This window comes from Uruburuella suis, from assembly GCF_022870845.1.
Lineage (GTDB): Bacteria > Pseudomonadota > Gammaproteobacteria > Burkholderiales > Neisseriaceae > Neisseria > Neisseria suis.
This window is the reverse complement of sequence record NZ_CP091507.1, coordinates 1,500,905-1,513,043: the sequence shown is the minus strand read 5'-3', so window position 1 is coordinate 1,513,043 and position 12,139 is coordinate 1,500,905. Positions and strand designations below refer to the sequence as shown.

Genomic DNA, 12,139 nt, shown 5'->3' with positions numbered 1-12,139 from the left:
CAGGGACACATTTATGCAGGCGCAGGAAATCAAACGGCAATTGCAGGCTTTTTTATCGGGTGCAGAAATTATTGAGGCGGACGATGCTTTTTTGCTGGATCAGCGCCGCCGTTATCGCGGCCGTGCGGATTGGGTGGTGCAGCCGGCCAGCGTAGAAAATGTGCAGCATGTGATGCGGTTTTGCTTTGAACACGGCATTGCGGTTACACCGCAGGGCGGTAACACCGGCCTGTGCGGCGCTGCGGTGCCGGATGGCGGCTTGCTGCTCAGCTTGAGCCGGCTCAACCGCATCCGCAGCATCAGCTTGGCCGACAATGCCATCACGGTGGATGCCGGTGCGGTGCTGCAAAATGTGCAGCAGGCGGCGGCCGAAGCAGGGCGCTTGTTTCCCTTGAGCTTGGCCAGTGAAGGTTCGTGCCAAATCGGCGGCAATATCGCCTGCAATGCCGGCGGCCTGAATGTGTTGCGCTATGGCACCATGCGTGATTTGGTGTTGGGGCTGGAAGTGGTATTGCCCAATGGCGAGTTGATTTCGCATTTGCCGCCCTTGCATAAAAACACCACCGGCTATGATTTGCGCCATTTGTTTATCGGCAGCGAAGGCACGCTGGGCATCATCACCGGTGCGTCATTAAAGCTGTTTGCGCAGCCGCAAACCACAGAAACCGCGTGGGTGGGCGTGGCGACAATCAGCCAGGCCGTGGCATTGCTCACGCTGATGCAGGCCGAGTTTGCCGAGCGTTTGTGCAGCTTTGAGCTGGTGAGCCGTTTTGCGCTGGATTTGTCGGCCGATTTCAGCAAAATCGCCGGCCCGGTGGATGCGCCGTGGCATGTGTTGCTAGAGCTCACCGATTCGGTGGCGCGTGATGATTTGGGTGATTTGCTGGCCGAATTTTTGGTGGCACACGGTTTTGACAATGCGGTGTTGGCACAATCGGAATCGGAGCGGCAGAATTTATGGACCTTGCGTGAAAATATCTCTGCCTCGCAACGCAATCTGGGCGCCAGCATCAAACATGATATTGCCGTGCCGATCGAGCGGGTGGCCGAGTTTGTTGAACGTTGCGCGCCGGCTTTGCAGACGGCGTTTGCCGGCATTCAGATTGTGGTGTTCGGCCATTTGGGTGACGGCAGCCTGCATTACAACACTTTTCTACCTGGTGTGTTGGGCAACGAGGTGTATCAATATGAAGATGCGGTGAACACGATTGTGTATGAAAACGTGCTGGCTTGTGCGGGCACGATTGCTGCCGAGCACGGCATCGGCCAAGTGAAAAACCAATGGTTGCCGCGGGTGCGCAGCGAGGTGGAAATCGCCTTAATGCGGGCCATTAAAGCAGAGCTGGATCCGGGCAATCTCTTGAATGCAAATAAATTATTGCCCTAGGGCCTGTTCACAATTCATCTCGTGGCAATCTTTTGGCTCAAAAACGCGCCTGCCGCGTTGAAAATGCTCGCAAGGTGTCCAACCTTGCTGCGCTTTTCGCCTTGCAAGCGCGCTTTTGCGCTCAAAATCTTACGCACGGATGAAATGTGAACAGACCCTAGAAAAAAGCAGGGCATAAAATAAGGCCGTCTGAAAAATATTTCAGACGGCCTTATTTTTGAGGCACATACTTATATCTATTTTACTCCGTTGGGCTGAATTTTCCAGCGTATTTTCAGACTACATTTTGTTTCATGACTTAAGTCAAATTAGTAATTTTATTTCTTGTAAACGCCTACAGGGCAGTCGCAATTAGTGCTATCCTATTCGTATAAATTTTCTCGTATATTTGTTTTAAGCTAACCAAAACAGGAGTTTATCATGGCAACCACCGCACAAGAGCGCCCCGCAGCATGGGCAGGCTTCCAATCAGGCGATTGGGAGAACAATATCAATGTTCGTGATTTCATCCAAAAAAACTACACGCCTTATGAAGGCGCTGCCGACTTTTTGGCACCGGCCACTGAAGCCACCGTTAAATTGTGGGACGATGTGATGGAAGGCATCAAAGTGGAAAACCGCACCCACGCGCCCTACAAAATCGACTCGCAAATCGTGGCCGGCATCAACACCCACGCCGCCGGCTATATCGATAAAGATTTGGAAACCATCGTCGGCCTGCAAACCGATGAGCCGCTCAAACGCGCCATTATGCCTTACGGCGGCCTGAAAATGGTGATGGATTCCTGCAAAATCTACGAAAGCCCGCTGAATCCCGAAGTGCAAAAAGCCTTCACCGAATACCGCAAAACCCATAACCAAGGCGTGTTTGACGTTTACACCCCCGATATCCGCCGCTGTCGCAAGTCCGGCGTGCTCACCGGCCTGCCCGATGCTTATGGCCGCGGCCGCATCATCGGCGACTACCGCCGCGTAGCACTTTACGGTATTGATGCGTTGATGGCCGACAAAGTGGCGCAATTCAATTCATTGCAAGCTGATTTGGAAAACGGCAAAGATTTGGAAGAAACCATCCGCCGCCGCGAAGAAATCAACGACCAACACAAAGCGCTGGGTCAAATGAAAGAAATGGCTGCCCGCTATGGTTTTGACATTTCCCGCCCGGCCACCAATGCCCGCGAAGCGGTGCAATGGACTTATTTCGCTTATTTGGCAGCGGTGAAATCGCAAAACGGTGCCGCCATGTCGTTTGGCCGTGTGGCGACTTTCCTCGATATTTTCATCGAGCGCGACCTCAAAGCCGGCCTGATTACCGAGAGCGAAGCGCAAGAGCTGATCGACCATTTGGTGATGAAACTGCGCATGGTGCGCTTCCTGCGCACACCGGAATATGATGAACTCTTTTCCGGCGACCCGATTTGGGCCACCGAATCTATCGGCGGCATGGGCTTGGACGGCCGCACGCTGGTAACTAAAAACAGCTTCCGCTTCCTGCACACGCTTTACAACATGGGTCCGTCTCCCGAGCCGAACATCACTGTGTTGTGGTCTGAGCAACTGCCGGAAGGTTTCAAACACTTCTGCGCCAAAGTATCCATCGACACTTCATCTATCCAGTATGAAAACGACGATTTGATGCGCCCGGATTTCAACAGCGATGATTATGCCATTGCCTGCTGCGTGAGCCCGATGGTGGTTGGCAAACAAATGCAGTTTTTCGGCGCCCGCGCCAACTTGGCCAAAACCATGCTCTACGCCATCAACGGCGGTATTGATGAAAAAACCAAAGAGCAGGTAGGCCCGAAAACCGAGAAAATTCTGGACGAAGTGCTCGATTACGACACCGTGTTGGATCGCATGGATAACTTCATGGATTGGCTGGCCACCCAATATGTGACCGCGCTTAATGTGATTCATTACATGCACGATAAATATTCATACGAAGCCGCGCTGATGGCCTTGCACGACCGCGACATCAAACGCACCATGGCTTGCGGTATTGCCGGCTTGTCGGTGGCTGCCGACTCACTGTCCGCCATCAAATACGCCAAAGTGCGCCCGGTGCGCGATGAAAACAACATTGCCGTAGATTTCGAAATCGAAGGCGACTACCCGCAATTCGGCAACAACGATGACCGTGTAGACAGCATTGCCTGCGATTTGGTAGAGCGCTTTATGAAAAAAGTGGCTTCGCACAAAATGTATCGTGATGCCATCCCGACACAATCGGTACTCACCATCACCTCTAACGTGGTTTACGGCAAAAAAACCGGCAACACGCCCGACGGCCGCCGCGCAGGCGCACCATTCGGCCCGGGTGCCAACCCGATGCACGGCCGCGATGTAAACGGTGCTGTAGCCTCTTTGAGCTCTGTGGCCAAACTGCCGTTTGAGTTTGCCAAAGACGGCATCTCCTACACCTTCTCCATCGTGCCGGGCGCTTTGGGCAAAGATGAAGGCTCACGCGAGAAAAACCTCGCCGGCTTGATGGATGGTTATTTCCACCACGAAAGCGGCGTGGAAGGCGGCCAACATCTGAACGTAAACGTGCTCAACCGCGAAATGCTGATTGAAGCGATGAACGATCCCGAGCTTTACCCGCAGCTGACCATCCGCGTGTCCGGCTATGCAGTGCGCTTTAACTCGCTCACCAAAGAGCAGCAGCAAGACGTGATTACCCGCACCTTCACTGCCAGCATGTAATCCGGCAGCCAAAGCGGCACAAGCCAACGCGCCGGAAGCGATTCCGGCGCGTTTTAGCGTTTGGCAAAAAGCATCCGATTAACTTTTTCAGACGGCATATACCAAGATACATCAGGTGTATAATAAAGGCCGTCTGAACACCATTATCCAAGTTGCGCACACCATGCAAACACACACCATACATCCGGCCGCTTCTTCAGACGGCCACCGTCATTACCACGGCAAAGGCATTGTGCACTCCATCGAGAGCTGCGGCACGGTCGACGGCCCCGGCCTGCGCTTTGTGCTGTTTATGCAAGGCTGCCTGATGCGCTGCCTTTATTGCCATAACCGCGACACTTGGGACATGCGCACCGACAAAGCGCAAGAATTGAGTGTTGACGAAGTGATGAAGCAGGTGATTTCCTACCGCCATTATCTGCGCGCCACCGGCGGCGGCGTAACCGCTACCGGCGGCGAGCCTTTGCTGCAATACGAATTTATCCGCGATTGGTTTACAGCCTGCAAAGCCAACGATATCCACACCTGCCTCGACACCAACGGCTATGCGCTGCACTATGATCACATTCTCGATGATTTGCTCGATCACACCGATTTGGTGATGCTTGATTTGAAGCAGGTTGATCCCGAAATCCACAAAGCGCTGGTGGGCATCCCCAACACCAAAACCCTCAAATTCGCCCGCTATCTGGCCGAGCGCAATCAGGCCGCGCGCGTGCGCTATGTGATTGTGCCGGGCTACACCGATGACGATCGCTCCGCCCATTTGCTCGGCGAATTCATCGGCGATATGGAAAACATCGACACGGTCGAGCTTTTGCCGTATCACGAATTAGGCGCACACAAATGGGAATTGTGCGGCGATGCATACAAGCTCACCGGCGTGCGCCCGCCGCCGAAAGAAACCGTGTTGCACATCAAAGAAATTTTGGAAGGCTACGGCAAAAACATCATTTATTGATATCGGTAGCGCCATCAATAAAAAGGCCGTCTGAAACTTGCTTTCAGACGGCCTGAAATCTTTGCAAAACCGAATATCTGTCGCATCTGCGATGGCAGGTGCCCAGTGCAAAGCAACGCTTTGCCTGCCTCGCATATTTCTGAAAATAATCCATTCTCCATATAATATTTAATACAATCAAATATTTACTTATTCAAGATCTGGTGATGATTGCCTATCCCGCAACTGAGGCTGTGCTTCAGACTAGGCTCCTGCCTGCGCAGGAGCGACAGAACGGGCGTTTTGCAAATAGCTCAAGCCCGCCGATATGGTGCTTTCGCGCGGCCGTTTTCACAAGCCCAAGGCATCGGCATGAAACTCAATATGGCTGTCGATAAAGCTGGCGATAAAATAATAGCTGTGGTCGTAGCCCGGGCGCATATTGAATTGAACATTCAAACCGTGTTGCTTGGCGGCGGCCACAAATTTTTCGGGTTGTAATTGCGCGGGGTAAAAAGTGTCTGCATCGCCTTGGTCTATTAAAATCGGCAAGGCCGGCTGCTTTGCGGCATTGGCGAGCAGGGCGGTGCTGTCGTAGGGCAGCCAGGCCTGTTTGTCGCTGCCCAAATAAGCAGCAAAAGCTTGCTGCCCCCAAGGTGTGTCGGCCGGGTTGACGATGGGTGCAAACGCCGACACCGCCGCATAACGGCCCGGGTTTTTCAGCGCAATCTGCAAAGCGCCGTGGCCGCCCATGCTGTGGCCGAAAATGCTGCGGCGCTCATCCACCGGAAAATGCGCCTCAATCAAGGCCGGCAATTCGTGCACAATATAGTCATACATCTGATAATGTGCCGCCCACGGCGCTTGCGTGGCATTCACATAAAAGCCCGCACCCCGGCCTAAATCGTATTGCGGCGCATCGGCCACATCATCGCCGCGCGGAGAAGTGTCGGGCATGATCAACGCCACACCCCATTGCGCCGCAAAACGCTGCGCACCGGCTTTGGTGGTGAAATTTTCATCGGTGCAGGTTAGGCCCGAGAGCCAATAAAGCGCCGGCACGCGATAGCCTTGCAGCGCCTGCGGCGGCAAATACACGGCAAACGTCATTTCGCAGGCACAGCTTTCCGAGTGGTGGGTGTAGCGTTCTTGATGGCCGTTAAACATTTTATGGCGGCTGATAAGCGTGGGGGCGGGCATGATGTTCTCCAGATCGGTTGAGCGCTCCAATATAACCGAAAAGCCGCTGAAAATAAAACCGGTGCAGAAAACGGGCGGCAAGTGGCGGATAATGGCCGCTTGATCAGCAAGCGCAGCTGCGATTGGCTTTGTTAAAACGAAGCATCATCTTACGCATGACACACAGATGCCGTCTGAAACCCTGAAACCTCTTTTTCAGACGGCATACAGACGGCATTGCCTAGGGTCTGTTCACCATTCATCTCGTGACAAGATTTTGAGCCAAAAGATTGCCACGAGATGAATGATGAACAGCCTCTTGCAAGCTTATTTTTTTGAATGGACATAAAGCGTATAATCAAGCTTTTGCCCACAGGCCGTCTGAAACCCATGCCTAAAAAAACCGATGCGTTTACCCGCCTGATCAATGCTTTGAAAGTGCTGCCCAATGTCGGCCCCAAATCGGCGCAGCGCATGGCTTATCAATTGCTGCAACACAACCGCGAGGGCGCGGCCGAGCTCGTGGCCGCGCTGCAACAAGCCTTGAGCCAGGTGCATCATTGCAGCCGCTGCAACACTTTTTGCGAAAACAGCCTGTGTGAAATTTGTGCCGATGCCGATCGCGACGGCAGCCGGCTGATGATTGTGCATATGCCCGCCGATGTGGCCGGTATAGAAGCGGCGCATTGCCACGACGGCCTTTATTTTGTGCTGATGGGGCAGGTGAGCCCGGCGCAAGGCATGGATTTGAGCCACATTGCGCTCGAGCAATTGGTGGCGCGCCTGCAAGGCAGCGAGGTAGAAGAAATCATTATCGCCACCAATTTCACCGCCGAGGGCGATGCCACTGCTTATGTGTTGTCGGAATTATTGAAAAATCTGCCGTATAAAATCAGCCGCTTGGCGCGCGGCATGCCTTTGGGCGGTGAGCTGGAATATGTGGATGCGGGCACACTGGCGCAAGCCGTGCATGAGCGCCGTTTGCTGAAAGAATAATCAATCAACCCAAATAAACCCAAATAAACCCAAATAAACCCAAATAAACCCAAATAAACCAACAGGCCGTCTGAAAACTTTCAGACGGCCTGTTTGAGATTATATCAACCGCTTATTTCTTTTCAAAACGCGCTTTGATATCGTTTTTCAGATTGGTGACCTTATCGCCCACTTCTTCTTTCCAATTGTCGAACTTATCTTTCCATTCGGCTTTTTGTTTTTCACGCAATACTTTGCGGGCTTCTTTGGCGGCGGCTTCTTGCGCTTCTTCCGCAGCAGCGATTTCAACCAGCAACGCCTCAACCGGGCGGCGCAGCAGCAGGCCGTTGCCCAAGCCTTGCACAATAGCATCCACGGCAGCGTTATCGCTTTCTTCCACTTCGGCCAACACAGCAACCGCGCCTAGCGGAATGGCGTGCGACATTTGCTCCAGCAGGCTGGTGCGGGTTTCTACGGTGTCGATCGACAGAGCGAGCCCAAAAAGCCGCCGGTAGCGCCCAGCATCAGCACACCCAAGGGGCCGCCCAACACGCCCACCAATGCGCCGATGGCGGTGCCGGCCAGTGCCGCATCGCCGGCCGCGCCATCGCTGGCACCGTCGCCGAATTTCAGTGAGCCATCAAGATTGCGCTCTACCACAGCGGCGGTGTTGAGGCCGATTTTGCCTTGCACGGCAGCTTGTTTCAGTTCGCTCAAGGCTTGATAGGCTTTGCTGCTTTCTTCAAAAGACAATAAAACAACGTTGGTTTGCATGATGACTCCTTCATTAAGGTCAAGGCTGAGAAAATTGTGCCGGCAAGCAGGCCTGCCTACACAGGAAAACGCCGATTTGTGTGTTCGGTTGATTTATTGTTGTAAGAATATGATATTCGCTAGCCGATTTAAGTCAAATATTTAACCTGATTTAAATAAAACCGCCATCTCGGCAGGCCGTCTGAATGCGTTTCAGACGGCCTGCCGATATTGGCGTATAATTACGGCCGGTAAAACATACGGAAAACACAATGCCCGCCACCGCTTACACACAGCAACTTATTGAAAAAAAGCAATATATTAAAACTTTATTTGCCGGCCTTGCCACGCCCGAATGGGCGCTTTTCGAATCGCCCGAGCAACACTACCGCATGCGGGCTGAATTTCGCGTGTGGCACGAGGGCGAGGAAATGTTTTACGCTATGTTTACACGCGGGCAAAAAGCCGGCGGCGGCTCGCTAATCCGCTGCGATCAGTTTGCCCCGGCTTGCGCGGCCATCAATGATTTGATGCCGCGCATGCTGGCTGCGGCCGATAAAGCGCCGGTGCTGAAAACCCGCTGGTATGCGGTGGAATTTCTGGCCACTTTAAGCGGCGAGATGTTGGTGACGATGATTTACCACAAAAAGTTGGATGACGAATGGCGCGCCGCCGCCGAAGCATTGCAGGCGCAATTGGGCGTGTGGATTATCGGGCGCAGCCGCGGCCAGAAAGTGGTGTTGGCGCAAGATTTCGTTACCGAAAAGCTCAATGTGGGCGGCGAAACTTTTTGCTACCGCCAAATCGAGGGCAGCTTCACCCAGCCCAATGCCGAAGTGTGCGAAAAAATGCTGGCCTGGGCCTGCGCCTGCGCCGAAGGTTTGGGCGGCGACATGCTCGAGCTTTATTGCGGCAACGGCAATTTCACCTTGCCGCTGGCGCGCAAATTCCGGCGCGTGTTGGCCACGGAAGTGTCGAAAACTTCCGTGAACGCGGCTTTGTGGAATATTGAAGCCAATCAAAGCCATAATGTGCAAATCGCGCGTTTGTCTGCCGAAGAATTCACCGAAGCTTATCTGGGCGGGCGCGAATTCCGTCGCTTGCAGGAGCAGGGCATTGCGCTGGCGGATTATGATTTTTCCACCATTTTTGTCGACCCGCCGCGCGCCGGCATTGATGAGGCAACTTTAAAATTGGTGGCGCAGTTTGAGCATGTGATCTATATTTCGTGCAACCCCGAAACCTTGCGCGCCAATCTGGATATCTTGGTGCAAAGCCACGACATCGTGCGCACGGCTTTGTTTGACCAATTTCCGTTTACCCACCATATCGAAAGCGGCGTGTTGCTGAAAAAGCGCCGATAAACAAACAGATAAATCAAACAGGCCGTCTGAAACAATATGTTTTCAGACGGCCTGTTTGATTTCGATATCACACTTCTTCATTCAATATTTTATTGGGCGCTTCTTTGGGCAGCACCATATTGAGCACAATCGCCAAAATCGCGCACAAGCCCACGCCGGCAAAGCTCATGCTGCCGAATTTGATTACCATGCCGCCCACGCCGGTGGTGAGCACGGCGCTCACAATCACCAGGTTTTTCGGCTGCATCAAATCCACTTTGGCATCAATCACGGTTTTCAAGCCCAGCGAAGCGATGGTGCCGAAAAGCAGAATCATCACGCCGCCCATCACCGGCAGCGGAATCGAAGCCAAAAAAGCATTGAATTTGCCGAAAAAAGCCATGCAAATCGCGAAAACGGCCGCCCATGTCATGATTTTCGGGTTGCTGTTTTTGGTCAGCATCACTGCGCCGGTCACTTCGCCGTAAGTGGTTACGGGCGGGCCGCCGATGAGGCCGGCCACGCACACGCCGATGCCGTCGCCGGCGAGCGTTTTATCGAGCCCAGGGTCTTTGGCATAATCTTTGCCGGTCACCTTGCCGATGGCCATCACGCCGCCGATGTGCTCGATGGCCGGCGCAATCGCCACCGGCAGCATAAAGAGCGCCGCATGCCAGTTGACTTGCGGGATTTCAAAATGCGGCACCGCAAACCACGGCGCATTCAGAATCGGCGTGATGTCGACCAAGCCCATAAACAAAGCCGCCGTGTAGCCCGCCGCCACGCCGATTAAAATCGGTACCAGCCGCATCATCTTGCTGCCAAACACCGCCACCATCACGGTAACGATAAAAGTAAAGCCCGAAAGCAGCAGCGCCTGGCTATAGTCCACCACTTGCACGCCGCCGGCCTGGCCCATGGCCATCTGGCTGGCCACCATCGCCACCGACAAGCCGATCACCATAATCACGGGGCCTATCACCACCGGCGGCAGCAGCCGGTTTACCGCCGCCAGCCCGCGCCATTTGATCAGCAGCGCAAACACAAAATACATAAAACCGGCCGCAAAAAGGCCGAACATGGTCGAGGGCAGCCCCCATTCGGCAATCGAATAAATAATCGGTGCGATAAAGGCAAACGAAGAGCCCAAAAAAATCGGCACTTTGCGCTTGGTTACCAATTGGAAAAGCAAAGTGCCGATGCCCGCGCCCAAAAGCGCCATGGCCGGATTCAGGCCGGTGAGCAGCGGCACCAGCACCATCGCGCCAAAGGCGACAAACAGAATTTGTGCGCCGGAAATGGCTAATTTGAGTTGTTGCATGTGAATAACCGTTAAGAAATTTTAATAAACGGTGCGGATTATAACGCTCCAAGCCAAGTTTGTGTGAAATGCTTGAGCGCATGCTTCAGACGGCCTGCTTAACTCACTTGCCGCTCGACACGAAGTAATACAAAGGCATGGTAAAGGCGCTTAATATTGAATTAAAAACATGAATCAAAGGCCGTCTGAACGTTTTCAGACGGCCTCTCGTATATTGGTCACTCAATGGCCCGCGCAACCCATTCAAGCGCGCAAGTCGGCAAACACGTCAAAATAAGTGGGGAAGGTTTTGTGTGTGCATTTGGGGTCGTTGATGATCACCGGCACACCCAAGAGTGAAACCAGCGAGAAACACATGGCCATGCGGTGGTCGTCGTAAGTGTCGATTACCGCATCGGGCGTGAGCACGGCAGGTGGTGTGATGTGGATGGCTTCCGGCGCTTCCACCACCGTAGCGCCCACTTTGCGCAATTCTGCCGCCATCGCGGCAATGCGGTCGGTTTCTTTCACGCGCCAAGAGCCGATATTGCGCAAAGAGCAGGGCGCGCCTGTGGCCAGCGCCACCACCGCCAGCGTCATTGCCGCATCGGGAATGTGGTTGGCGTCTAGGTCAAACGGGCGCACCGCTTGCCCCGCCTCACGCGACACTTCGATAAAATCATCGCCCCACATCACGTTCGCGCCGATTTTTTCCAATTCGTGTGCAAAGGCCACATCACCCTGAATACTGTGGCGGCCGATGCCGGTTACGCGGATGGGCGCACCCGAGAGCAGGCCGGCGGCAAGAAAATAAGAGGCGCTCGAAGCATCGCCTTCCACATGCAGCACTTCGGGGGCATGGTAGTGCGCACCGGCCGGCAGCCTGAATATTTGATAATTTTCGTTTTCCACCTGCACACCGAATTGCGCCATCAATTTCAAAGTGATGTCGATATAAGGCTTGGAAATCAATTCACCCACCATGCGGATTTCAAAAGCTTCACCAGTGAGCGGCAAGGCCATCAGCAAAGCGGTGAGAAACTGGCTCGACACATTGCCTTTAATCGGAATCACGCGCGCACCCTTATCGCTGCGCCCGTTGATTTGCAGCGGCGGATAGCCTTCTTTGCCCAAATATTGCACATCGGCGCCTGCAATGTGCAGCGCATCCACCAAGTCGCCAATCGGGCGCTCGTGCATGCGCGGCACGCCGTGCAGCCGGTAATCGCCGCCGAGCACCGCCAGCGCTGCTGTGAGCGGGCGGAAAGCGGTGCCGGCGTTGCCGAGAAATAAATCGGCGCGGCGCTCGGGAAAACGGCCGCCACAGCCATGCACTTTAATGCGGCCGGGCGCTAAGGGCTCCAGCTTCACGCCCAGCGAAGTAAGCGCTTCGAGCATGCGCGCGGTGTCGTCAGATGAAAGCAGCGAGCGAATTTCGCACGCATTGTCAGATAAAGCCGCCAGCAAAAGCGTGCGGTTGCTGATGCTTTTCGAGCCGGGCAGGGCAACAACAGAAGGTTTGAGGGCAGCGGCGCTCAGGCGGATAGATTCAGTCATGT

The 12,139-nt window shown here is 54.0% G+C and carries 10 protein-coding genes; 5 read left to right on the top strand and 5 right to left on the bottom strand.

Features of this window, described 5'->3' with window-relative positions:
- The first annotated feature begins 13 nt into the window (after nt 1–13).
- From LVJ78_RS06805 to pflA, 3 genes are all read left to right on the top strand, one after another.
- Entirely contained in the window at nt 14–1,387 is a 1,374-nt protein-coding gene (locus LVJ78_RS06805) for an FAD-binding oxidoreductase (RefSeq protein WP_132952113.1), read from the top strand.
- A 420-nt stretch (nt 1,388–1,807) separates the two neighbouring features.
- Nucleotides 1,808–4,090, top strand: a complete 2,283-nt coding sequence (gene pflB, locus LVJ78_RS06800; RefSeq protein ID WP_132952115.1) for a formate C-acetyltransferase — start codon at nt 1,808–1,810, stop codon at nt 4,088–4,090.
- Between the two features lie 163 nt (nt 4,091–4,253).
- Complete coding sequence (pflA, locus tag LVJ78_RS06795; protein ID WP_132952251.1) at nt 4,254–5,051, top strand: pyruvate formate lyase 1-activating protein; 798 nt, start codon at nt 4,254–4,256, stop codon at nt 5,049–5,051.
- Between the two features lie 330 nt (nt 5,052–5,381).
- Here pflA and fghA read toward each other — a convergent pair whose 3' ends face one another.
- Nucleotides 5,382–6,230 carry an S-formylglutathione hydrolase gene (fghA, locus tag LVJ78_RS06790; protein WP_132952117.1) on the bottom strand — a complete coding sequence of 283 codons (849 nt, stop codon included), beginning with the start codon at nt 6,228–6,230 and terminating at the stop codon, nt 5,382–5,384.
- Between the two features lie 369 nt (nt 6,231–6,599).
- On the opposite strand from fghA, the gene recR reads away from it, so the two are divergent.
- A complete protein-coding gene (gene recR, locus LVJ78_RS06785; protein ID WP_132952119.1) occupies nt 6,600–7,205 on the top strand; it encodes a recombination mediator RecR in 606 nt (201 codons plus the stop codon).
- 112 nt (nt 7,206–7,317) lie between these two features.
- Here recR and LVJ78_RS06780 read toward each other — a convergent pair whose 3' ends face one another.
- Nucleotides 7,318–7,629, bottom strand: a complete 312-nt coding sequence (locus LVJ78_RS06780; RefSeq protein WP_132952121.1) for a hypothetical protein — start codon at nt 7,627–7,629, stop codon at nt 7,318–7,320.
- Nucleotides 7,630–7,655: 26 nt separating this feature from the next.
- Complete coding sequence (locus LVJ78_RS06775; protein ID WP_132952123.1) at nt 7,656–7,958, bottom strand: hypothetical protein; 303 nt, start codon at nt 7,956–7,958, stop codon at nt 7,656–7,658.
- Nucleotides 7,959–8,209: 251 nt separating this feature from the next.
- On the opposite strand from LVJ78_RS06775, the gene trmA reads away from it, so the two are divergent.
- Entirely contained in the window at nt 8,210–9,301 is a 1,092-nt protein-coding gene (gene trmA / locus LVJ78_RS06770; protein ID WP_132952125.1) for a tRNA (uridine(54)-C5)-methyltransferase TrmA, read from the top strand.
- Between the two features lie 67 nt (nt 9,302–9,368).
- Here the strand turns inward: trmA and LVJ78_RS06765 are convergent, their stop codons facing one another.
- Nucleotides 9,369–10,601 carry a uracil-xanthine permease family protein gene (locus LVJ78_RS06765; protein WP_132952127.1) on the bottom strand — a complete coding sequence of 411 codons (1,233 nt, stop codon included), beginning with the start codon at nt 10,599–10,601 and terminating at the stop codon, nt 9,369–9,371.
- A gap of 243 nt (nt 10,602–10,844) precedes the next feature.
- Nucleotides 10,845–12,137 (bottom strand): 3-phosphoshikimate 1-carboxyvinyltransferase, encoded by a 1,293-nt coding sequence (gene aroA / locus LVJ78_RS06760; RefSeq protein ID WP_132952129.1) that lies wholly within the window; start codon nt 12,135–12,137, stop codon nt 10,845–10,847.
- Nucleotides 12,138–12,139 lie beyond the last annotated feature (2 nt).